The sequence below is a fragment of the Pseudomonas sp. Bc-h genome, from assembly GCF_002080045.1.
Lineage (GTDB): Bacteria > Pseudomonadota > Gammaproteobacteria > Pseudomonadales > Pseudomonadaceae > Aquipseudomonas.
Map to the genome: position 1 here is coordinate 207,695 of NZ_MUIN01000008.1, position 21,774 is coordinate 229,468.

Here is a 21,774-nt window from a genome sequence, read left to right on the forward strand (position 1 = left end):
GACCGCGACCGCCGGCCAGCCGGACTGCTACGGGACATCCATCTCATCACGACAGAAGCCCTACGGCATCACCCGCCCTTTCCCCGAATGCTTGGCCTTGTACATCCAGCGGTCCGCTTCGCGCATCAGCTCATCCGGCGGTTTGCCGGAACCGGGCTCGTACATGGAAAAGCCGACACTGGCGTTGGTTCGGATCACATCGCCCTTGATGATGATCGGCTCGGCAACCGCAGCCAGTAGCTTCTTCGCCACCTCTCGCGCCTCGTCCACACCCGGTGCGATGCCTTCCAGAATCACGATAAATTCATCCCCTGCCAGCCGAACCAGACTGTCAGTGCGTCTGATGCAGCTTTGCAGGCGCGCGGAAATCGTTCGCAGCAGGTCATCTCCCGCGTCGTGCCCATAGGTGTCGTTGATGCCCTTGAAGCCATCCAGATCGATGAACATCAATGCCAGCTGCACCGTCGAGCGATCGGCGCGGGCCTGAGCGATGGGCAGCAGGGCGTCCAGCGCACGACGGTTGTAGAGACCGGTCAACGCATCGTGCCGAGCTTCCTGTTCAAGCTCTTTGCGCGACTGAATGTCCTGAATGATCGAGATGAAATATTCCAGATGCCCGTCTTCGGACAGCTTCTTGGTGACACTGAGGCTGACCCAGACTGAACTGCCATCTTTGCGCAGATAGCGCTTTTCCAGCTGGTATCGATCAGTTTCGTTGTCGATCAGCTGACGCAGCAACTCCATGTCAGTGTTCAGGTCATCGGGATGGGTGATGTCCTGAAAGGTCAGATCTTTGAGTTCGGCAGGCGTGTAATCGAGAATGTCGCAAAGGGCCGCATTGACGCTGATCCAGCCGCCATCGGGTGCTACCAGCGCAATGCCCACCGACGCCAGTTCGAACATCGAGCGATAGCCAGCCTCACTGGCCTTGAACAATGCATCGGAGCGATTCTTCTGCATCCGCGCCAGCATCAGGTTTTCCCGCAACTGCATCTCGCGGCTGACGATGTCAGCGAGATCGCGCAGCGTGTCGATTTCTTCCTGAGTCAGTTCGCGCGGGCGCTCGTCAATGGCGCACAGGGTGCCAACGGCAAACCCCTTGCTGGTGCGAATCGGCACGCCTGCGTAAAAACGGATATGGGGAGCGCCGGTGACCAACTGGTTATCGCGAAAGCGTTCGTCCTCGGCGGCATCCGGTACCACCAGCGGCGTGGTTTGCAGAATGGCGTGGGCGCAGAAGGCCATTTCCCGCGGCGTTTCGCTTGCTTCAAGACCCGTGCGGGACTTGAACCACTGGCGGTCTTCGTCGACCAGCGAAACCAGCGCAATCGGCACATCGAGCACGCGCGCCACCAGACGAGTGATCCGGTCGAGGGAGACTTCCGCTGGCGTGTCGAGGATTTCAAGCCCGTGCAGCGCCTCGAGGCGCTCTTTTTCATATGGAGGAGTTGGCGCTTTCATATTCCGGCCGATCCTGAAAAGACTGTCTGGAGTCTATACCGGGTGTCGGCAATGCGCACCCGCAAGGTCCGGATGGGCGATCAATCTGACGCGAACGCCTGCCCTGAAGCTCTACGACGAAGCAGCTCAATGAACTGCATCCTCTCGCGACTGGCCGCCTCGCCCTTGCGGGTCAGTAAACCGAACGGCGCCATGCGCTCCTCGATACTGACCGGCAACGCCTTGACCAGGCCCATCTTCAAATAGTCCCGCAGGGCAGATTCGGACAGCACCATGATCGCGTCGGTCAGTTGCACCAGTTGCTGCATCGAATACACCGAACTGCACTCGATGATGTCGGCGGGTGCCGGCAGTGCCAGACGCTCAAGGGCCTGATCGAAGGCAATGCGCGCCGGGCTGCTCTCCGGTTGCAGAATCCAGGGCCAGTCACTGACCAGTTCGGCCCAATCCAGTTTGCGACGCCTGGCCAGCGGATGCCCCTGATGCACCACCACCATCAACTGTTCGTTGCCTAGAGGCTCGAACTCATAATGCTCGCGGTCTGTGGCGGCGTTGCGTCGGGCAATGGCCAGGTCGATACGCCCCTGTTCCAACAGCTGGATGACCTGATCGCTGGTGTCGCCCATGATCCTGATGCGCAGTTGCGGGTTGAGCGCCTTGATCTCGGCCACCGCGTTCATTACCAGATCCGGTGCCGCGCCCATGATCGTGCCAATCGCCAGATACCCATAACCGCCCTGTAACCTGGCCTGCATGTCGGCGGCGCAGCGATCCAGCCCGCTCAATGCCGACTCGGCAAAGCGCAACAGCTCCTTGCCCAATGCCGTCGGGCGCATGCCCCGAGGCAAGCGCTCGAACAACTCGCAGCCGAACATATCTTCGATCTCATGCAGCATCCGCGTCGCGGCCGGCTGCGACATGTGCATGTTCATCGAGGCGCGATGCAGGTTCATGCTGGATCCGAGCACCACCAGCATTTGCAGGTGTTTGTAGCGCAGACGGCTGAACAGGTGATGAGGCGAACTGTTGTCGGCCATGGACGAATCTCTTTATCGATACCGTGAGGGTATCGATCCTAAGCTAAAAACGATTGGTCGCGCATCGTTTCGCGGCAGTAGAGTCTGTGCCGTACGCAGTCAAATAATTCCAAAAAGGAAACTGTCGTGAACACACTCCCCGCGTCCTTGCTGGCCAAGGTTTCATGGCGTCTGCTGCCCTTCCTCCTGTTGATGTACATCATGGCGTTCCTTGACCGCGCCAATGTCGGTTTTGCCAAGCAGGCCTTTCAGGCCGATACCGGCATCAGCGACACGGCATTCGCGTTCGGCGCAGGCGTTTTCTTCGCCGGGTACGCGCTACTTGAAGTGCCGAGCAACCTGATCCTGCACAAGATCGGAGCCAAGCTCTGGATGTGCCGAATCATGGTGACCTGGGGTCTGGTTTCTGCGGCCATGGTGTTCGCTCACAACGAAACCACCTTTTATGTGCTGCGCTTTTTGCTCGGTGTGGCCGAAGCCGGGTTCTTCCCCGGGGTCATTCTCTACCTCACCTACTGGTTCCCCCAGGCCGCGCGTGGCCGGGCAATGGGCTTCTTCTACTTCGGCGCGCCACTGGCTTTCATCTTCGGCAGCCCGCTGTCTGGCCTGTTACTCGAACTGGACGGGGTGCTCGGCAGCCACGGCTGGCAGTGGCTGTTCGCGGTTGAAGGCTTGATGGCCACAGCGGTGGGCGTCTGGGCTTACTTCTACCTGGACAACCGCCCGGCCGACGCCAAGTGGCTGAGCCTGGATGAACGCCACCAACTCCAAAGCGTACTCGACGCCGAGGACAGCCAGAAACAGGGCCATGGCAGCGCGCTCAAGGCCATGTGCCAACCGGCGGTGCTGTACCTGTGTGCGATTTATCTGCTGATTCAAGCCAGTGTCTATGGGGTGGTGTTTTACCTGCCCTCCCAGGTTGCCGGGTTGATGGGCAGCAAGGTCGGTTTCATGGTCGGGTTGGTCAGCGCGATTCCGTGGGTCTGCGCTCTGATTGCCGCCTGGCGTGTTCCGGCGATCGCCGATCGCACCGGCCAGCGTCGGCTGGTCGCGGCACTGACCCTGGTGGTTTCAGGGCTTGGCATTGCGGCTTCGGTGACCTTTGCCAATCCCCTCCTTGCCATCCTTGCACTGTGTTTCGCCGCGTCCGGATTCATTGCTGTACAGCCCGTATTCTGGACTTTCCCCGGTAGTTTTCTGGCAGGGAGCGCGGCGGCAGGCGCGATAGCGCTGATCAACTCCTTCGGTGCGCTGGGCGGTTTCATTGCGCCAATCATCAAGAACTGGGCCGAAGGCGCGTTTCAGACCCCCACCGCCGGCCTCTACCTGTTGTCGGTGACCACACTGATCGCAGCGGCCTTGATCATGGGCATCCGGCCGCCCAAGTCGAGCGCGGCGCACAAGCTACCGACCTTTCAACACTGATCGCCATTCACTGGAATCACAGGAGTCCTCCATGAGCACGCCAACCATCAAACACGTCCGCGCTTTCGTTCTGCGGGGCGGTGGTGCCGATTATCACGATCAGGGCGATGGCCATTGGATCGACGATCACATCGCCACCCCCATGAGTAAATATCCGGAATACCGCCAGAGCCGCCGTAGCTTCGGCATCAACGTACTCGGCACGCTGGTGGTAGAAATCGAGGACTCGGCGGGCAACGTCGGCTTTGCCGTGACCACCGGCGGCGAGCCGGCGGCGTATATCGTCGAGAAACACCTGGCGCGGTTTCTCGAAGGCGCCAAGGTCACCGACATTGAAAAAATCTGGGATCAGATGTACCTGTCTTCGCAGTACTACGGCCGCAAGGGGCTGGTGATCAACACCATTTCCGGCATCGACCTGGCGCTGTGGGATTTGCTGGGCAAGGTTCGACAGGAGCCGGTTCATCAGCTGCTGGGCGGCGCCGTGCGTGATGAATTACAGTTTTATGCCACGGGTGCACGCCCGGACCTGGCGCAGAAAATGGGCTTCATAGGAGGGAAACTGCCGTTGCACCACGGCCCTGCTGAAGGCGAAGAAGGCCTGCGTAAAAACCTCGAAGCGCTGGCGGTGATGCGCGAGCGCGTGGGCAAGGATTTCTGGTTGATGCTCGACTGCTGGATGAGCCTGGACCTCAATTACGCCACCAGGCTGGCCAACGGTGCTCAGGAATTCGGGCTGAAATGGATCGAGGAAGCGCTTTCCCCCGACGACTATTGGGGTTACGCCGAACTGCGTAAAAACGTACCCAAGGGCATGCTGGTCACCACTGGAGAACATGAAGCCACCCGCTGGGGCTTCCGCATGTTGCTGGAGATGGGGTGCTGCGACATCATTCAGCCAGATGTGGGCTGGTGCGGCGGCATTACCGAGCTGATCAAGATTTCGGCGCTGGCCGATGCACACAACGCGATGGTCGTACCCCACGGGTCTTCGGTGTACAGCTATCACTTCGTCGCGACGCGCACCAACAGCCCCTTCGCCGAATTTCTGATGATGGCGCCGAAGGCGGACGAAGTGGTGCCGATGTTTCATCCGCAACTACTGGGTGAACCGGTTCCCGAAAATGGCCGCATGCGATTGTCTAGACTCGACCAACCGGGCTTTGGCGTGACGCTCAATCCCGAGTGCCAACTGCATCGTCCCTATACCCACTGACAGGAGTCGAGCATGAAAATGCCGCACAACGCTTTCAAGGCTGCGCTGGCCAAACGCGAGCCGCAATACGGCATCTGGGCCGGTTTTGCCACCGGTTACGCCTCGGAAATCGTCGCAGGTCTGGGCTATGACTGGATGCTAATCGACGGCGAGCACGCGCCCAATACCGTCCCGAGCATTCTGTCGCAGCTGCAGGCTGTCATGCCCTACAGCACAGCGCCTGTGGTTCGCGCAGTGACTGGCGACGCCGTGCTGATCAAGCAGCTGCTGGATGTCGGGGTGCAGACGCTGATGGTGCCGATGGTCGAATCTGCAGAACAGGCACGCGCGTTGGTGCAAGCCATGCGCTATCCGCCCCATGGCATTCGCGGTGTCGGTGGCGGCCTGACCCGCGCCACCCGCTGGGATGCCGTACCGGATTACCTGAATACCGCGCATGAAGAGCTGTGCCTGATTGTGCAGGTGGAGTCTCGCGCGGGCGTGGAAAATGTCGAGGCCATTGCCGCGGTCGATGGCGTGGACGCGGTGTTCATCGGGCCTGCCGACTTATCTACAGGACTCGGACATATCGGCAATCCGTCGCACCCCGAAGTGCAGAAGCATATCCGCCACGCCGTCGATGCAACCCTGGCGGCGGGCAAGGTCTGCGGCATCCTCGCTCCGGCCGAAGACGACGCACGGCGGTACATGAGCTGGGGTTGTCAGTTCGTTGCGGTGGGCATCGATATCAGCCTGCTGCGTCAGGCAGCGAAGGAAAATCTCGCGCGCTATCGGGAAGGCCCGGAAACGACCGGGCCCTCGCGGACGTATTGATCGACAGGCGCAATTACAGACACTTGCTGTCATAAAAACGTGCTGATTACTGTGATCCCATAAAGACATCACACCCCGATGTCGCTCGATTACAGGAAGTCATCCATGTTTCAGCTTTCCCGAATGATGCTGGCCGCAGGCGTTGGCATTGCACTCAACCTGTCCCTGCTGAACGGCGCCAGCGCAGCGCAAGAGGTCACCGGCGCTGGCTCCACGTTCATCTATCCGGTCCTCTACAAGTGGGCCACCGACTACGACCAGAAGACCGGTATAAAGGTGAACTACCAGAGCATCGGCTCTGGCGCGGGCATTGCGCAGATCAAGGAAGGCGCAGTGGACTTCGGCGCAACTGACATGCCGATGAGTTCGGCCGACCTGCAAAGCCTGGGCTTGCAGCAATTCCCCTCAGTAATAGGCGGCGTGGTCCCGGTGATCAACATCGCTTCGATCAAAACCGGCAGCATGAAATTCAGCGGCCCGGTTCTGGCCGATATCTACATGGGCAAGATCAGCAAGTGGAATGACCCGGCGCTTGCCGCGCTCAACCCTGACCTGAAACTGCCAGCCGACAAAATCAACGTCGTCTATCGCTCAGATGACTCAGGCACCACCTTCAACTGGGCGAGCTATCTGTCGAAGGTCAGCAACGACTGGAAAACCAAAGTGGGCGCCGGCACTTCGGTGAAATGGCCCGTGGGGATTGGCAGTAAAGGCAGCGAAGGTGTGGCGTCGTACGTGAAGAAGATGCCGAACTCGATTGGCTACGTCGAATACGCCTACATCAAGCAACAGAACATGAACTTCGGCCTGTTGCAGAACGCTGCGGGGAATTTCGTGGCACCCAACACCGAATCCTTCCAGGCCGCTGCCGCCACTGCTGACTGGAAAAACGCCAAGGACTTCGACCTGTCGATGCTCAACGCGCCGGGTGACAACGCTTACCCGATCACTGCTGCCACCTTCATCGTGCTCTACAAACAACCCAAGAACGCCGACCGGCAGAAAGCGGTGCAGGATTTCTTCCGCTGGACACTGGAAAGCGGTCAGGAACACGCCCGCGCACTGGATTTCGCACCGATCCCTGTGGATCTGAAAAATCAGATCGAAGCCTACTGGGGTGATGCGCCGAAAGCGCCGTAAAGGTTCGAGAAACGAAAAAAGGCGTCCCGAAGGACGCCTTTTTTGTTGGTTCAACGCGAGTGGCGTTTGAACCTTATTTTCTACCCGGATACTGCTGGGGCGAAAATGGTCGGGGTAAGGGGATTCGAACTCCTGACATCCTGCTCCCAAAGCAGGCGCGCTACCGGACTGCGCTATACCCCGGTGTTACAAAAATACGCCCCGAAGAGCGTATTTCAAGCGGGTGACGCGACTGGCGTCACTCCCTAAGATCCAACCCGATACAGCCAGGTCAAAAATGGTGGGTCGTGTGGGATTCGAACCTACGACCAATTGGTTAAAAGCCAACTGCTCTACCAACTGAGCTAACGACCCAAAAATGGTCGGGGTAAGGGGATTCGAACTCCTGACATCCTGCTCCCAAAGCAGGCGCGCTACCGGACTGCGCTATACCCCGACGGTACTACTTCTGGAAATTGGCTCCGTGACCAGGACTCGAACCTGGGACCCAATGATTAACAGTCATTTGCTCTACCGACTGAGCTATCACGGAATTATTCAATTTCAGATGCAGCGTTTGACGCACTTCAACACAACAAATTCAGTACATCTTTGCGAGACGAATCTTGCACTTACCACCCTGAATCTACTGCATTTTCAGTCTCTTTGACCTGTCTGCATCGCTGCGTTCACGTCTCTGAGGCGCGCTATTCTACATTCCCAGAAACAGGTGTCAACCCTCTAAATTGCTTTTAAGACAATGATTTGCGACTTTTTTTCGATAAGGCCTCCAGACCCCGAAAATCCGCCTTTCTGGCCCCAAATCCACACAACATAAAAAAGGCGCCCCCTCGGAGCGCCCTTTTCACAACTATCTATATAGAGAGCAGAGAATCAAACGAAGGCGATCTCGTCGTCCACCACCGTGCCCTTGATGCTGGTGCCTGGCATGAAGCCACCGGACAGAATCAACTGCGCCAGCGGGTTCTCGATCCAGCGCTGGATGGCACGCTTGAGCGGACGGGCACCATAGACCGGGTCGTAACCCACGGCAATCAGCTTATCCATGGCCTCAGGGGTCAGCTCCAGTTTGAGATCCCGCTCGGCCAGACGCTGACGCAGACGGCCCAGCTGAATCTCGGTGATGCCTGCGATCTGCTCACGGCCCAGCGGCTCGAAGATCACCACTTCATCCACCCGGTTGATGAATTCCGGCCGGAAGTGCGTACTCACGGCATCCATCACCGCCGCACGCTGCGCTTCACGGTCACCAACCAGTTCCTGAATCCGGGCAGACCCCAGGTTCGAGGTCATGACAATGACTGTGTTACGGAAATCGACGGTACGACCGTGGCTGTCAGTCAGGCGACCGTCTTCGAGCACTTGCAAGAGGATGTTGAATACATCCGGATGCGCTTTCTCCACCTCGTCCAGCAGAATCACCGAATAAGGCTTGCGACGCACAGCCTCGGTCAGGTACCCGCCCTCTTCGTAACCAACGTATCCCGGAGGCGCGCCGATCAGTCGGGCCACGGAATGTTTCTCCATGAACTCGGACATGTCGATGCGGACCATGGCCTCTTCGGTGTCGAACAGGAATTCCGCCAGCGCCTTGCACAACTCGGTCTTACCCACACCGGTCGGGCCAAGGAACATGAACGAGCCACTTGGGCGATTCGGATCGGACAACCCGGCTCGCGAACGACGTACCGCGTTGGCCACCGCCACCACAGCCTCGTTCTGACCGATGACGCGCTGATGCAACAGGCTTTCCATCTTCAGCAGCTTGTCGCGTTCACCTTCAAGCATCTTCGACACCGGAATGCCAGTCCACTTGGAGACGACTTCCGCGATCTCCTCCTCGGTCACCTTGCTGCGCAACAGCTGGTTCTCAGGCTTGCCGTGCTGATCGACCATCTGCAGGCTGCGCTCCAGGTCGGGAATGACCCCGTACTGCAATTCAGCCATGCGGTTGAGGTCGCCACGGCGACGAGCCGCTTCCAGCTCCTGACGCGACTGTTCGATCTTCTGCTGAATTTGCGCGGAGCCCGTCACCTCGGCTTTTTCGGAGGTCCAGATCTCTTCCAGATCAGCGTATTCGCGCTCCAGACGTTCGATTTCTTCCTGAAGCTTTTCGAGACGCTTGATGGCTGCCTCGTCGTCTTCTTTCTTCAACGCCTGGGACTCGACTTTCAGCTGGATCAAGCGACGCTCAAGACGATCGAGCACTTCGGGCTTGGAATCGATCTCCATACGAATGCGGCTGGCCGCTTCGTCGATCAGGTCGATCGCTTTGTCCGGCAGTTGCCTGTCCGTGATGTAACGATGGCTGAGCTTGGCCGCTGCGATGATCGCGCCGTCGGTGATCGCCACTTTATGGTGAACTTCGTAGCGTTCTTTCAGGCCACGCAGAATCGCGATGGTGTCTTCTTCGCTCGGCTCGTCCACCAGCACTTTCTGGAAACGCCGCTCCAGGGCTGCATCCTTCTCTATATATTGGCGGTACTCATTGAGCGTCGTGGCACCGACGCAGTGCAGCTCGCCACGGGCCAGGGCCGGCTTGAGCATGTTGCCGGCGTCCATCGAACCTTCGGCCTTGCCCGCACCGACCATCGTGTGCAATTCGTCGATGAACAGGATGATCTGCCCTTCCTGCTTCGACAGCTCGTTTAGCAACGCTTTCAGGCGCTCTTCGAACTCACCACGGAATTTGGCACCGGCGATCAACGCCCCCATGTCGAGGGAAAGCAGCCGCTTGCCGCGCAGGCCATCGGGTACTTCGCCGTTAATGATGCGCTGAGCCAGACCTTCGGCGATGGCGGTTTTACCCACACCAGGCTCACCGATCAGGACCGGGTTGTTCTTGGTCCGACGCTGCAAGACCTGGATGGTCCGACGAATCTCGTCGTCACGGCCGATCACCGGGTCGAGCTTGCCTTCCTCGGCACGCTTGGTCAGGTCGACCGTGTATTTATCCAGCGCCTGACGGGACTCTTCGGCATTGGGGTCGTTGACCGCCTCGCCGCCGCGCAGGTTGCTGATGGCATTTTCCAGCGCCTTCTTGCTTACGCCCTGCCCCAGCAGCAACTTGCCGAGCTTGCTGTTTTCATCCATTGCCGCGAGCAACACCAGCTCGCTGGAAATGAACTGGTCGCCCTTTTGCTGAGCCAGACGGTCGGCCTGATTGAGCAGGCGCGCAAGATCCTGCGACATGTTGACGTCGCCGGTCGGGTTTTGAATCTTCGGCAGTTGGTCAAGCTCCTTGCTCAACGCCTTGCGCAGGCTGTTGATGTCGAAGCCGACTTGCAGCAGCAGGGGTTTGATCGAACCACCCTGCTGTTCGAGCAGCGCCTGCATGAGGTGCGCGGGCTCGATGGCGGGATGGTCCATACCCACCGCCAGAGACTGAGAATCAGATAAAGCGAGCTGTAATTTGCTGGTTAAACGGTCAATACGCATTGGTCACCTTCCTAATGGGCAGGCCGGAGCAATGAACACACCTTAACGAAGAAAACCTGCCAGATAGCCCTTAGATGTGGCCGATTGCACAGGATTCAAGCGCCGAGTGCTTGACACAGATCAACATTAGCTTGTGGAGGAGGATTATGAAGGGAATATGGCCTTGGCAAAGCGCCAAGGCGTATCAGACGCCGTCGATCCACACCAACGACGCAAACCGCCCGGTGCGCGCGCCGCGACGGTAGGAAAAGAAGCGCTCATCGTTGTAGGTCGACAAGCCGCCGCCGTACACCGCCGTCACGCCATGGGCCGCCAGACGCAAGCGCGCCAACTGGTAGATATCGGCCATGAACTTGCCAGTATTGACGCTCGGCGCGAACGCTTCGACCGTTTCAGGATGGATCGCCATGAAGGCTTCTCGCACCTCAGGACCGACTTCGAACGCCTGAGGACCGATCGCCGGGCCAAGCCAGACGAGAATCTCGGGCGGTGCGTCGGCAAAACTGTCGACCGCCGCCTCCAGCACACCTGCCGCCAGCCCACGCCAGCCAGCATGGGCTCCCGCGACTTGTGTGCCCGACCGATTGCAGAACAGCGCTGGCAGGCAATCGGCCGTCATGATGGTGCAGGCCACGCCGGGGGTTCTGGTCCAGCTGGCGTCCGCCTCCATCACCGCCTCCATCACCGCCTCAGGCGACGCTTCGACGACATTGATGCCGTGGACCTGTTTGAGCCAGGCGGGCCGGGTGTTCAGCTGCGAGGTCAGTAAAGACCGGTTATGAGCAACGGCCTGAGGATCGTCGTCGACATGATCGCCCAGATTGAAGCTGTCGAACGGCGCAACGCTGACGCCGCCCGCGCGAGTGGTGACGCACGCCTTGATACCGACCGGCGCAGGCCAGTCGGGAATCAGCCAGTCCGCCACGAACTCACTCATCCGATGAACGCCTCACGGTCCTGCTTGAGCAGCGACAGCAGCCAGACGAAATCATCAGGCAACGGAGATTCCCAGCTCATGCGCTGACCGGTCGTCGGATGGTCCAGCTCCAGGAAGCGTGCATGCAGCGCCTGACGCGGGAAATGTTTCAGCGATTCGACCATGGTAACGCTGGCCGCTGGGGGAATACGGAAGCGACCGCCGTAGGCCGGATCACCGACCAACGGGAAATTGATGTGGGCCATGTGCACGCGAATCTGGTGCGTACGACCGGTTTCCAGCTTGACCCGCACGTGAGTGTGAGAACGGAAACGCTCCAGCACACGATAGTGACTGACCGCAGGTTTGCCGCCTTCCATTACCGCCATGCGCTGGCGCTGCTGACCGTGGCGACCGATAGGCGCGTTGATCTTGCCTCCGGCCGTCACGACACCGATCACGATGCACTCATAAATGCGGCTGACGCTGCGATTCTGCAGTTGGGTGACCAGCTGGGTCTGCGCCTGAATGGTCTTGGCCACCACCATCAAGCCGGTGGTGTCCTTGTCCAGCCGGTGCACGATGCCTGCGCGCGGGACATTGATGATGTCCGGCACGTGATGCAGCAAGGCATTGAGCAGCGTGCCGTCGGCATGACCTGCCGCCGGATGCACGACCAGACCGGCCGGTTTGTTGATCACCAGAATCTGGTCGTCTTCGTAGACGATGTCCAGTTCGATATCCTGCGCAACCCACTCGCCCTGAGCTTCCTGCTCGGCTTTGAGGACCAGTACCGCGCCGCCATGCACGATGTCACGCGGGCGCAAAACGCCTCCGTCCACAGTCAGGCGGCCGTCTTTGATCCAGGCGGAAAGGCGCGAGCGCGAGTGCTCGGCGAAGAGTTGGGCGGCGACTTGGTCGAGGCGTTGACCGCCCATTTCGGACGGCACCTCTGCGCGGAGTTCTATGATCTCAGACATGCTCAAACTAGGAGGTGGCACTGGCCTTTGGTTTCGGCTGTGCGCTTGTGGTTAAATACGGCGTCTTTTGTCCCGGGGGTTCCACGGGGCGCCCATCATAACAGGACGGTCCTGCGCAAGACAGCAGGCCGTTATAGGGACGCAAGCCGCCATGCAAGTGAAACACCTGCTGCTGATAGCCATCCTCGGACTTACCGCTGCCTGTTCTTCGAAGAAAGAAGTCATCGACGAAAACCTCAGCGAAGTCGAGCTGTACCAGCAGGCGCAGGCCGATCTGGACAACAACAGCTACAACAGCGCGACCGAGAAACTGAAGGCTCTGGAATCGCGCTACCCGTTCGGTCGCTATGCCGACCAGGCGCAGCTGGAGCTGATCTACGCCAACTACAAGAACGGTGAGCCAGAGGCCGCAAAATCCGCTGCCGAGCGTTTCATTCGTCTGCACCCACAGCATCCGAACGTCGACTACGCCTATTACCTCAAGGGCCTGACCTCGTTCGACCAGGACGTGGGCATCATTGCGCGCTTCCTGCCGCTGGACCAGACCAAGCGTGACCCGGGTGCTGCCCGTGACTCTTACAACGAATTCGCCCAGCTGACCAGCCGCTACCCCAACAGCCGCTACGCGCCGGACGCCAAGCAACGCATGATTTACCTGCGTAACTTGCTGGCCGCGTACGAAATCCACGTCGCCGACTACTACTTGACCCGTCAGGCGTATGTCGCAGCGGTCAACCGTGGTCGTTACGTCGTGGAAAACTTCCAGGAAACCCCATCGGTCGGCGACGGCCTGGCGGTCATGGTCGAGGGTTATCAGCGTCTGCATCTGGACGATCTGGCCGACACCAGCCTGCAAGTGTTGAAAGCCAACTATCCGGATCACCCGCAACTGGCTGACGGCAAGTTCGAAGCACGCACGCCGGACCCGGACAACCGTTCGTGGCTGTCGAAAGCAACGCTGGGCCTGATCGAAAGCCGTCCGCCGCTGCCGCCGGGAGAAACCCGCGCCAACCAGGACGTGATCAAGCAGTACGAAGACGCCAAGGAAGCCATTCCAGCGGATCTGCTGCCTGAAAACCAGACTGATGAGCCGCAGAAAAACGAAGATGACGACGGCACGCCTAAAAGCCGCTCGATCTTCAGCTACATGACGTTCGGCCTGTTCGACTGATCGCAGTCACGGGCAAGTGTCAGACAAAGAGGTCCTCAGGGACCTCTTTTTCGTTTCAGAGCGTTTTCCGACAGCCTTGGCAGGCGCAGATCACTGTCCGCCCGACAATGCCTTGGCTACACTGCGTCATCTTCACTTCATAAGCTGGTAGACATGATTCGCTTGATTATGTGGATCGCCTTGATCATGGCGATCATCTGGTTTTTCAAACGCGTGACCAAAGGCTCTGCGCCGCGCGCCAAACCGGCTGCACCGGAAATCGACGCCGCGCCCATGGTCCGTTGCGCGCAATGCGGCGTGCATGTACCGCGTGACCGTGCACTGAGTCAGGGCCAGCAATGGTATTGCACAGAAGCTCACCGGCTTCAGGGCCCCGCTGCACGTGACCGCTGAAACCCTGTCGCTGGCGACACCTCAGGCCCAGCGGATTCTGCGGCTGTATCACCTTTACCGTCTGAGCATCGGCATTCTCATGGTGCTGCTGATTTCCAGCAGCCTGGATGCCGAATTGCTGGAAATGGCGGACATCGAACTGTTCCGCACCGGATGTTGGCTGTATCTGGTATTCAACATCCTGGTTGTCGTGCTGCTCGAGCGGCCGACTCGCCAAGGCCAGCTGTTTACGCTGGCCATGACCGACGCTCTGATGCTGTGCGCGCTGTTCTATGCCGGCGGCGGCGCACCCAGCGGCATCGGCAACCTGATCGTCGCCTCGGTGGCCATCAGCAATGTGTTGTTGCGTAAACGGACCGGCTTGCTGATTGCCGCAGTCTCGGCCATCGGCATCATCTACCTGACCTTCTTCATCAGCTATCACAAGCCTGCGGCGGCCAATCACTTCGTTCAGGCGGGCTCCCTCGGGGCCCTGTGCTTTGCCGCGGCGATGCTGGTGCAAACCTTGGCGCGGCGCCTGCAACTCAGCGAAGACATCGCCGAGCGGCGCGCCGCCGATGTGGATAACCTCGAAGAACTCAACGCGCTGATCCTGCAGCGCATGCGCACAGGCATTCTGGTGCTGGACGCCAATCGCCAGGTGTTGCTGGCCAATCAAAGCGCGCTGACATTACTGGGCCACAACCATTTACTCGGCGAAATCATCGACCCCTATTCGCCACAACTGGTCGAGCGGCTGCGGCAGTGGCTGATCAACTCTTCCATGGCGCCTCGCAGCATTACCACCTCGGCGATCGGGCCCGTGCTGCGCCCCGGTTTCATTGCGCTCACCCGTGGCAACCATCGGCACACACTGGTGTTTCTCGACGACCTGTCGCAAATTTCCCAGCAGGCCCAACAACTCAAGCTCGCCGCGCTTGGCCGATTGACGGCCGGGATCGCCCACGAAATCCGCAACCCGCTGGGCGCCATCAGTCACGCCGCGCAACTGCTCCACGAATCCGAGGAACTGACCTCGCCGGACCGGCGTCTCAGTGAGATCATCCAAGATCAATCGCGACGTATGAATCTGGTGATCGAGAACGTCTTGCAGTTGTCCCGCCGACGTCAGACCGAACCCCACCTGCTCGACCTCAGGCAGTGGCTCAAACATTTCGTCAGCGACACCCGCAGCAGGCTAACCGCTGATCAGGCTCTGCACCTGGACATCGGCTTTGGCACGCTGACCACGCGCATGGACGCCGAACAACTCCAGCAGGTCGTGACTAATCTTGTGCAGAATGGCTTGCGCTACAGCGGTCAGTTGCATGAGAAAGCTCAAGTCTGGCTGCGTCTGTTCCACGACCCGCACAGCGAACTGCCCAGCCTGGAAGTGCTGGACGATGGCGCAGGCGTTGCCGACGAGCATCTGACGAAGATATTCGAGCCCTTCTTCACCACTGAGAGCAAGGGAACCGGTCTTGGCCTGTACCTTTCGCGAGAATTGTGCGAAAGCAATCAGGCGAACCTGGATTACACACCACGGGAAGGTGGCGGCAGTTGCATGCGGATCACCTTCGCCCATCCGTTCAAATTGAGTTGAACATGAGCCAACGGCAAAAGATCCTGATCGTCGACGATGAGCCGGACATTCGCGAACTGCTGGAGATCACCCTGGGGCGGATGAAACTGGACACTCGCAGTGCGCGCAACGTCAAGGAAGCCCAGGAATGGCTGGCCCGCGAGCCTTTCGACCTGTGCCTGACCGACATGCGTCTGCCCGATGGCAATGGTCTGGAGCTGGTGCAGCACATCCAGAAGCGCCACACCCAGGTGCCGGTGGCGATGATCACAGCCCACGGCAGCGTTGACACCGCGATCCATGCCCTCAAGGCGGGCGCCTTCGACTTCCTCACCAAGCCGGTGGATCTGGGTCGGTTGCGTGAACTGGTGGGCAGCGCCCTGCTGCTGCGCGCTTCACCTTCCAACGAAAACAGTATCGATAACCGACTGCTCGGTAATTCGCCGCCGATGCAGGCGCTGCGCAAGCAGATTGGCAAGTTGGCCCGCAGTCAGGCGCCGATCTACATCAGCGGCGAATCGGGCAGCGGCAAGGAATTGGTCGCCCGATTGATTCACGAACAGGGTCCGCGCATCGACAAACCCTTTGTGCCGGTCAACTGTGGCGCGATTCCGGCAGAACTGATGGAAAGCGAGTTCTTCGGTCATCGCAAAGGCAGCTTCACCGGCGCCCACGAGGACAAGCCCGGCCTCTTTCAGGCTGCCAATGGCGGGACACTGTTCCTCGACGAGGTCGCGGATCTGCCGCTGGCGATGCAGGTCAAACTGCTGCGCGCGATTCAGGAGAAATCCGTGCGCGCCGTGGGTGGCCAGCAGGAGCAGGTGGTCGACGTCCGCGTTCTTTGTGCGACTCACAAAGACCTGAGTGTGGAGGTCGCCGCCCAACGTTTCCGGCAGGACCTGTATTACCGCCTCAACGTCATCGAACTGCGCGTCCCGCCGCTGCGCGAACGTCGAGAAGACATCGAAGAAATCGCCAACAGCGTCCTGCGTCGCCTGGCCGAAGGCGCCGACGAGCCGCCAGCGCGCCTGGCGATTCAAGCGCTGACGGCGTTGAAGGGCTACCGTTTTCCCGGCAACGTTCGCGAGCTGGAAAACATGCTGGAGCGGGCCTACACCCTGTGCGAGAACGATCAGATCAACGCCGACGACCTGCGGCTGGCCGAGCCCGCCAGCGTCAACAATCAGGACGGCCCGAGCCTGGCCGACATCGACAATCTGGAAGACTACCTGGAAAGCGTCGAACGCAAGCTGATCCTGCAGGCCCTGGAAGAAACCCGCTGGAACCGCACGGCTGCTGCGCAACGGCTGAACCTGACGTTCAGGTCGATGCGCTATCGGTTGAAAAAGTTGGGGCTGGAGTAGGTCACTCTGCAACAAGCTTCTTGATAAGTCCCAAAAAGGGACCTATCGTTCCCTTTTTGGGACTTATCTCTCGGAAGCTTCAATGTCTATTGGCGACGCACTCTTTACCACGACCCAACAACGACTACTTGGATTGCTCTATGGCAATCCGGAACGAAGCTTCTACACCAACGAAATAGGCCGCTGGGCAAAGGTCGGAAGAGGCAGCATGGTCCGCGAACTGGAGAGGCTCCATTCAGCCGGCCTGCTCACTGCCACTCGCCAAGGTAATCAGATCCACTACCAAGCTAACCCCGCCAATCCTGTTTTTGGGGAGCTTGTCGCCATCGTGCGGAAAACCTTCGGGATTGCCGACTACTTGCGGGAAGAATTGATGCCGTTCGCCGACCGCATCGAGCGAGCTTTTGTATATGGCTCTATAGCCAAGGGCACCGCAAATACATCCAGTGACATTGATTTGATGCTGATTGGCGAAGGGATCAGCTACAGCGAAGTGATGGAGCGTATGATCCCGCTCGAAGAGTTACTGGGCAGGACGATCAATCCGACGTTGTACACCCCGGCGGACTGGCAGGCCAAGCTTGAGGCAGGCAACAGTTTCGTAGTACGAGTGGCGGAGCAGGATCAGATCGAGATCATCGGACGTACGTAGGGAGATGCCACGGAATGGGCGGCAATGACAACCTGGAGAACCTGGTACGCAGCGGTGGATTGAAGCTTGAACCGCCCGACAGGAAAGAGTGCGTTGGCCTGGTCCGCTCCGCCGCCGATCGGCTTCATGATGCCCACAACCCTACCCTCTCTTACGCCAGCCGCTTCGACCTCGCGTATAACGCGGCCCATGCCCTCGCCCTGGCCGCGATGCGCATGAAGGGGTACCGTTCGGACCGCCGCTATCTCGTATTTCAGTGCCTGCCCCACACCATCGAGCTGGACAGGGTGAAGGTGCGCCTGTTCGCGCTATGTCATGAACGCCGCAATCTGGCCGAGTATGAAGGCTACATGGATGTGGATGAGCCGCTCCTGGTAGAGCTATTGGCAAGCACCGACGCTCTGCGCCTTCTGGTACAGAGCGCTATGCACGGTTAAGCCTCAACTCTTCCCGATGGCGCATACGGCGCCGGATCAATGATCGGCGCATCGCCCATCAGCAGATCGGTCAGCAACTGGCACGACGCAGGCGCGAGCACCAGACCATTGCGGAAATGCCCGCAGTTGAGCCACAGCCCTTCATGATTCGGCAACTGCCCAATAAACGGAATGCCGTCCGGCGAGCCTGGGCGCAGCCCGGCCCAATGCCCCACCACTTCAGCGTCGGCCAGTGCCGGGATCAGTTCGATGGCCGAGGCTTTCAGGCTTTCCAGCGCCGTACCGGTTGGCGTCTTGTCGTAGCCTTCATGCTCCAGCGTGCTGCCGATCAGGATGTGTCCGTCACGACGAGGAATGGCGTAGCGGCCCTTGGCGAGAATCATGCTCGGCAGGAAGTCCGACGCGCACTTGTACAGAATCATCTGGCCTTTGACAGGTTCTACCGGCAGTTCAAGCCCGAGCCTTGCGAGAAGATCGCCGCTCCAGGCGCCCGCTGCCAACACCACGGCATCCCCCAGAATGTCTCCCGCCGGAGTGCTGACACCAATGACCTTGTCACCATCGCGCACGAAATCGCCGACCTCGGACTGCTCATGAATCGTGACATTGGGCATCGCCAGCAATGCCGCTTTCAGCGATTTGACCAGACGCGGATTACGCACATTGGCGATGTCGGCCATGTAGACCGCACGCGAATAACCGCCGCCCATCACCGGCACAGCGTCGTAAACCGCCGAGATGTCCACTGACGTCAAAGGGCGGTTCATACGCTCGGCCCACTCCAGCGCCTCATTTTCGTCATCGAGGTCCAACCAGTAGAGACCGGTCTTGTGCACTTCGGGGTCCAGGCCCGTCGCTTCGAGCAAACGCTCGCCCAACTGCGGATAGAAATCCTGCGACCAATGCGCCAACGCCGTTACCGCCGGGCTGTAGCGCCAGGGATACAGCGGCGAAACGATGCCCCCGCCCGCCCACGAAGACTCCTGCCCCACGCCTGAACGATCAAGCAGCACCACGCTCTGGACTTTTGAAGCGAGATTGAAGGCCGTCAACAGACCGATGACGCCACCACCGACGATTACTACGTGTTGCCTGGACATGCAGAACCCGATCATCAATAGGAAATAAACGTCGGCTCATGCCCAACAGGTGGCTGAGAAACCGACTCGACAATGGCCAAAAAACCACGCCATGCCACTGGTCCGGCGAATATCCCCGGACATCCACTACATAGCGACTTCGAACCTGAGTAGTATCACCATATTTCAAACGAAAAATGGAATTTCCTCGATGGATTTCAGCTCAGGGTCTGCGGGCTCAGGCACGCACCCGAACCTGCATCGCAGCTGGCAGTGTCCTCAAAGGCGCGATAACGCCGGGTTTACCTTGATCGAATTGATTGTGGTGGTTGTGATCGTGGGGATTTTTGCTGCGATTGCCTTGCCGAGCTTTTCGAGTCTGCTGCACCGGATGAATGTCCGGGCAGGTGCCAACGAACTCTACGACCTCCTTCAATACGCAAGATCGGAAGCCGTCACCCGAGGCACCAACGTGACGATCAGCGCCCCTGTTGGTACCACTGATATCAGCGTAGTTGCTGGCGGTACCACACTGAGACGAGTAGGCACCAACGGCCTGCAATCGGGTATCGCGATCAACTCCGTTGCCAACACTGTGGTTTTCTCCCCTACCGGCAACGCGTCGACCAGTGCCTGCTTTCAAATCACCTATGCGACCGACACCACCATCGCCCCGCAATATATTGCGCTGTTGACGAGCGGCCGAGTGACGGCGCCATCGACTGCAAAACCGGGTGGTTGCTGATGCAAATGCAAACTTCAGCCCTGCGCCGCAGTGGCGGCTTCAGCATGATTGAAGTGCTCGTGAGCCTGATCATCATCGCTGTCGGCGTGCTCGGCATGGTCGCCCTGCAAAGCAAGGCTATCCCATACACGCAGGATTCTGTGCAGCGCAATACAGCCATCATGCTCGCCGACGACCTCGCGGAAATAATCCGCAGCGCCGGTACCTGCACCGCCGCAAACAGTTGCGTAAAGCCGCCTGGCACGAACTTCCCGTCGGTCCCTGGCAGCTGCAGCCCCACGCCAGTCGATCTATCGGCCCAAATTGGCTGCTGGACTGCACAAGCCAGCCGGGCGTTACCGGGCGTGACCGCTGCGATATTGAAGGACTCGTTCTATATTTGCCGAAGCAAGGTGCCCGGCGATAGTCAGACCGCCTGCGGCACCAGTGAGACCAGCAACAGCGAAGTCGAGATACAGCTGGCCTGGACGGTGAAGTCGACCGCCGAATGCCTGGACACCAATAGGGTGGGCACCACGTGCACCTACCGTCTCAGGACGAGGATGCGCATGTTATGAAACGCCTGTTCCCACTCTCTTCGCGCCGCAACACTCAGCAAGGCTTGTCGCTGATCGAGTTGATGGTGGCGATGCTCATCGGCTTGTTCCTGATACTCGGCGTCACGCAGATATTCATCAACAATCAGAAAAGCTATCTCTTCCAGCAAGGTCAGGTGGGTAACCAGGAGAACGGCCGCTTCGTCCTGTCGGTTCTGCAACAGGAGCTTTCCAAGGCGGGCTACCGCAGCAACCCGGCCACCGCGTTCCCTGCCAGCTCGGGGCTTGGCTGTACATTCCCCGAAGATGCCGCTGTGGTAGCCGTTTCGAACATAGCCTTCTGCTTACGCTATCAGGCCGCCAATAAAAGCGACGTCAACTGCCAGGGCGCGGCGCTCTCATCGGCCAATCAGGACGCCATCACACTGCCCTATCAGAAAGGGGTGATGAATCCGGTCGTCATCGAGAAAATCGAGTTTGACGCGAACACCAGCTCAATCATTTGCACCTCAGGAGCAAGCTCCCAGCAGCTCGTCACTGGCGTGGCGGGGTTGCGTTTCGAATATGGCTCCGGTGCAGCGGATCTTAAGGTCATCTCGGCCTACAGCCCCAATCCCGCCGCAAGCACGACCGATGTCATCAGCGCGGTTCGATACACCGTTTTGATGCAGAGCCCGGGTACTGCATCTTTGCGTGAGGGCGCCAATCCATCAGCGGCATTGACAGAGTGGAACAACAGATTCAATCCAGACCTGGCGGACACCAATCAGATTTACCAGTTGGTTCAAGGCACGACCATGATCAGGAACCGGATGCAATGACTGCCTTCAATCCTGCTGCAAACCGTCGCCAGACCGGCGCCACATTGCTGGTTGCAATCATGATGCTCTTGATCATTACGCTGCTCGCTCTGTCGAGCATGCGCGGCGTATCTCTGGAGTCCCGGATCACGGGCAATCTGAAAATGCAGAAAACCCTGTTCAACGCAGCTGAAGGCGGGTTGCGTATCGGCGAAAACAGTATCAGTAAGGCCGCTCCGCCCTCAGCGAGCAGCGCGTGCAATAGCACATTCTGTCTGCGCTGGAGCCTTTCGGACCTCACCGTCAGCACCTCTAAAGACACACCTGCGCGGTTCACAACGTCCGATGGCAGCAACGTGACCACTATCGCGAACAACTATGACGTGAAGGTCCAGTGGTACGTCGTCGATCTGGGGAATCTCGTCGGTTCCAGCCCAGGCAACTGCGCCGCTCTCGGCTGCGGGCCACACCACTATGAAGTTAACGCCTGCGCGTCGACAGTGCTTTGCACCAGTGATACGACCACCCCTCGCGTTATATTGCGCACCGTCATCGCCCGGTACTACCCATGAAGATTTGCCGATCCCTGTGCGCTGTAAACGTAATCAAA

At 59.2% G+C, this 21,774-nt stretch carries 20 protein-coding genes and 4 tRNA genes; 14 read left to right on the forward strand and 10 right to left on the reverse strand.

What is annotated here, in order from left to right; translation table 11 throughout:
- Nucleotides 1–60: 60 nt before the first annotated feature.
- The gene (locus BWR59_RS16180) at nt 61–1,461 is read right to left on the reverse strand and encodes a sensor domain-containing diguanylate cyclase (RefSeq protein WP_081566647.1); all 1,401 of its coding nucleotides are present in this window, start codon (nt 1,459–1,461) and stop codon (nt 61–63) included.
- An 80-nt stretch (nt 1,462–1,541) separates the two neighbouring features.
- The gene (locus BWR59_RS16185) at nt 1,542–2,498 is read right to left on the reverse strand and encodes a LysR family transcriptional regulator (protein ID WP_081566648.1); all 957 of its coding nucleotides are present in this window, start codon (nt 2,496–2,498) and stop codon (nt 1,542–1,544) included.
- Nucleotides 2,499–2,624: 126 nt separating this feature from the next.
- On the opposite strand from BWR59_RS16185, the gene BWR59_RS16190 reads away from it, so the two are divergent.
- The 4 genes from BWR59_RS16190 to pstS all read left to right on the forward strand — a co-directional run bounded on the left by BWR59_RS16190 (nt 2,625) and on the right by pstS (nt 7,092).
- Nucleotides 2,625–3,923: an MFS transporter gene (locus BWR59_RS16190; protein WP_143490845.1), complete on the forward strand. Its 1,299-nt coding sequence runs from the start codon at nt 2,625–2,627 to the stop codon at nt 3,921–3,923.
- Between the two features lie 31 nt (nt 3,924–3,954).
- The gene (gene rhmD, locus BWR59_RS16195; RefSeq protein ID WP_081566649.1) at nt 3,955–5,139 is read left to right on the forward strand and encodes an L-rhamnonate dehydratase; all 1,185 of its coding nucleotides are present in this window, start codon (nt 3,955–3,957) and stop codon (nt 5,137–5,139) included.
- Nucleotides 5,140–5,151: 12 nt separating this feature from the next.
- Complete coding sequence (locus tag BWR59_RS16200; RefSeq protein WP_081566650.1) at nt 5,152–5,952, forward strand: HpcH/HpaI aldolase/citrate lyase family protein; 801 nt, start codon at nt 5,152–5,154, stop codon at nt 5,950–5,952.
- A gap of 123 nt (nt 5,953–6,075) precedes the next feature.
- Nucleotides 6,076–7,092 carry a phosphate ABC transporter substrate-binding protein PstS gene (gene pstS / locus BWR59_RS16205; protein WP_081566704.1) on the forward strand — a complete coding sequence of 339 codons (1,017 nt, stop codon included), beginning with the start codon at nt 6,076–6,078 and terminating at the stop codon, nt 7,090–7,092.
- A 106-nt stretch (nt 7,093–7,198) separates the two neighbouring features.
- On the opposite strand, the gene BWR59_RS16210 is transcribed toward pstS, so the two are convergent.
- The 7 genes from BWR59_RS16210 to rluD all read right to left on the reverse strand — a co-directional run bounded on the left by BWR59_RS16210 (nt 7,199) and on the right by rluD (nt 12,426).
- Nucleotides 7,199–7,275: transfer RNA gene (locus BWR59_RS16210), tRNA-Pro, on the reverse strand.
- Between the two features lie 95 nt (nt 7,276–7,370).
- Nucleotides 7,371–7,446: transfer RNA gene (locus BWR59_RS16215), tRNA-Lys, on the reverse strand.
- Between the two features lie 5 nt (nt 7,447–7,451).
- Nucleotides 7,452–7,528 (reverse strand) — tRNA-Pro (locus tag BWR59_RS16220).
- Nucleotides 7,529–7,548: 20 nt separating this feature from the next.
- Nucleotides 7,549–7,624, reverse strand: a tRNA-Asn gene (locus BWR59_RS16225).
- A 341-nt stretch (nt 7,625–7,965) separates the two neighbouring features.
- On the reverse strand, nt 7,966–10,530 hold the full coding sequence (gene clpB / locus BWR59_RS16230; RefSeq protein WP_081566651.1) for an ATP-dependent chaperone ClpB: 2,565 nt from the start codon (nt 10,528–10,530) through the stop codon (nt 7,966–7,968).
- Between the two features lie 184 nt (nt 10,531–10,714).
- Entirely contained in the window at nt 10,715–11,455 is a 741-nt protein-coding gene (gene pgeF, locus BWR59_RS16235) for a peptidoglycan editing factor PgeF (RefSeq protein WP_081566705.1), read from the reverse strand.
- 8 nt (nt 11,456–11,463) lie between these two features.
- A complete protein-coding gene (gene rluD, locus BWR59_RS16240) occupies nt 11,464–12,426 on the reverse strand; it encodes a 23S rRNA pseudouridine(1911/1915/1917) synthase RluD (protein WP_081566652.1) in 963 nt (320 codons plus the stop codon).
- 151 nt (nt 12,427–12,577) lie between these two features.
- On the opposite strand from rluD, the gene BWR59_RS16245 reads away from it, so the two are divergent.
- The 6 genes from BWR59_RS16245 (at nt 12,578) to BWR59_RS16270 (ending at nt 18,004) form a co-directional block, all read left to right on the forward strand.
- On the forward strand, nt 12,578–13,597 hold the full coding sequence (locus BWR59_RS16245; protein WP_081566653.1) for an outer membrane protein assembly factor BamD: 1,020 nt from the start codon (nt 12,578–12,580) through the stop codon (nt 13,595–13,597).
- A 153-nt stretch (nt 13,598–13,750) separates the two neighbouring features.
- Entirely contained in the window at nt 13,751–13,990 is a 240-nt protein-coding gene (locus BWR59_RS16250) for a PP0621 family protein (RefSeq protein WP_081566654.1), read from the forward strand.
- The gene (locus BWR59_RS16255) at nt 13,980–15,572 is read left to right on the forward strand and encodes an ATP-binding protein (protein WP_081566655.1); all 1,593 of its coding nucleotides are present in this window, start codon (nt 13,980–13,982) and stop codon (nt 15,570–15,572) included. Before BWR59_RS16250 ends, BWR59_RS16255 begins: the two co-directional genes overlap by 11 nt.
- Before the next feature lie 2 nt (nt 15,573–15,574).
- Nucleotides 15,575–16,915 carry a sigma-54 dependent transcriptional regulator gene (locus BWR59_RS16260; protein WP_081566656.1) on the forward strand — a complete coding sequence of 447 codons (1,341 nt, stop codon included), beginning with the start codon at nt 15,575–15,577 and terminating at the stop codon, nt 16,913–16,915.
- An 82-nt stretch (nt 16,916–16,997) separates the two neighbouring features.
- A complete protein-coding gene (locus tag BWR59_RS16265; RefSeq protein WP_081566657.1) occupies nt 16,998–17,567 on the forward strand; it encodes a nucleotidyltransferase domain-containing protein in 570 nt (189 codons plus the stop codon).
- A 14-nt stretch (nt 17,568–17,581) separates the two neighbouring features.
- The gene (locus BWR59_RS16270) at nt 17,582–18,004 is read left to right on the forward strand and encodes a hypothetical protein (protein ID WP_081566658.1); all 423 of its coding nucleotides are present in this window, start codon (nt 17,582–17,584) and stop codon (nt 18,002–18,004) included.
- Here BWR59_RS16270 and thiO read toward each other — a convergent pair.
- Nucleotides 18,001–19,104, reverse strand: coding sequence for a glycine oxidase ThiO (gene thiO / locus BWR59_RS16275; protein ID WP_081566706.1), 1,104 nt, complete (start codon nt 19,102–19,104; stop codon nt 18,001–18,003). The two genes, BWR59_RS16270 and thiO, sit on opposite strands and share 4 nt — an antisense overlap.
- 190 nt (nt 19,105–19,294) lie before the next feature.
- Between thiO and BWR59_RS16280 the strand changes: the two genes are divergently transcribed.
- From BWR59_RS16280 to BWR59_RS33095, 4 genes are read left to right on the forward strand one after another with little or no spacing between them, the layout of a single operon-like run.
- On the forward strand, nt 19,295–19,828 hold the full coding sequence (locus tag BWR59_RS16280; RefSeq protein WP_168184493.1) for a GspH/FimT family pseudopilin: 534 nt from the start codon (nt 19,295–19,297) through the stop codon (nt 19,826–19,828).
- A complete protein-coding gene (gene pilV, locus BWR59_RS16285; protein ID WP_230982026.1) occupies nt 19,828–20,385 on the forward strand; it encodes a type IV pilus modification protein PilV in 558 nt (185 codons plus the stop codon). Before BWR59_RS16280 ends, pilV begins: the two co-directional genes overlap by 1 nt.
- The gene (locus BWR59_RS16290; protein ID WP_081566660.1) at nt 20,382–21,185 is read left to right on the forward strand and encodes a PilW family protein; all 804 of its coding nucleotides are present in this window, start codon (nt 20,382–20,384) and stop codon (nt 21,183–21,185) included. The genes pilV and BWR59_RS16290 overlap by 4 nt, the downstream gene beginning before the upstream one ends.
- Nucleotides 21,182–21,736 (forward strand): PilX N-terminal domain-containing pilus assembly protein, encoded by a 555-nt coding sequence (locus BWR59_RS33095; RefSeq protein WP_081566661.1) that lies wholly within the window; start codon nt 21,182–21,184, stop codon nt 21,734–21,736. The genes BWR59_RS16290 and BWR59_RS33095 overlap by 4 nt, the downstream gene beginning before the upstream one ends.
- Nucleotides 21,737–21,774: the final 38 nt, after the last annotated feature.

Bases quoted from the DNA above. Each gene is read 5' to 3' on its own strand.
- thiO (WP_081566706.1), bottom strand. From the start codon at position 19,104: ATGTCCAGGCAACACGTAGTAATCGTCGGTGGTGGCGTCATCGGTCTG.
- BWR59_RS16280 (WP_168184493.1), top strand. From the start codon at position 19,295: ATGGATTTCAGCTCAGGGTCTGCGGGCTCAGGCACGCACCCGAACCTG.
- BWR59_RS16245 (WP_081566653.1), top strand. From the start codon at position 12,578: ATGCAAGTGAAACACCTGCTGCTGATAGCCATCCTCGGACTTACCGCT.
- BWR59_RS16260 (WP_081566656.1), top strand. From the start codon at position 15,575: ATGAGCCAACGGCAAAAGATCCTGATCGTCGACGATGAGCCGGACATT.
- BWR59_RS16290 (WP_081566660.1), top strand. From the start codon at position 20,382: ATGAAACGCCTGTTCCCACTCTCTTCGCGCCGCAACACTCAGCAAGGC.
- clpB (WP_081566651.1), bottom strand. From the start codon at position 10,530: ATGCGTATTGACCGTTTAACCAGCAAATTACAGCTCGCTTTATCTGAT.
- BWR59_RS16185 (WP_081566648.1), bottom strand. From the start codon at position 2,498: ATGGCCGACAACAGTTCGCCTCATCACCTGTTCAGCCGTCTGCGCTAC.
- BWR59_RS16265 (WP_081566657.1), top strand. From the start codon at position 16,998: ATGTCTATTGGCGACGCACTCTTTACCACGACCCAACAACGACTACTT.
- BWR59_RS16250 (WP_081566654.1), top strand. From the start codon at position 13,751: ATGATTCGCTTGATTATGTGGATCGCCTTGATCATGGCGATCATCTGG.
- rluD (WP_081566652.1), bottom strand. From the start codon at position 12,426: ATGTCTGAGATCATAGAACTCCGCGCAGAGGTGCCGTCCGAAATGGGC.
- BWR59_RS16180 (WP_081566647.1), bottom strand. From the start codon at position 1,461: ATGAAAGCGCCAACTCCTCCATATGAAAAAGAGCGCCTCGAGGCGCTG.
- BWR59_RS16270 (WP_081566658.1), top strand. From the start codon at position 17,582: ATGGGCGGCAATGACAACCTGGAGAACCTGGTACGCAGCGGTGGATTG.
- BWR59_RS16200 (WP_081566650.1), top strand. From the start codon at position 5,152: ATGAAAATGCCGCACAACGCTTTCAAGGCTGCGCTGGCCAAACGCGAG.
- rhmD (WP_081566649.1), top strand. From the start codon at position 3,955: ATGAGCACGCCAACCATCAAACACGTCCGCGCTTTCGTTCTGCGGGGC.
- BWR59_RS33095 (WP_081566661.1), top strand. From the start codon at position 21,182: ATGACTGCCTTCAATCCTGCTGCAAACCGTCGCCAGACCGGCGCCACA.
- pilV (WP_230982026.1), top strand. From the start codon at position 19,828: ATGCAAATGCAAACTTCAGCCCTGCGCCGCAGTGGCGGCTTCAGCATG.
- pstS (WP_081566704.1), top strand. From the start codon at position 6,076: ATGATGCTGGCCGCAGGCGTTGGCATTGCACTCAACCTGTCCCTGCTG.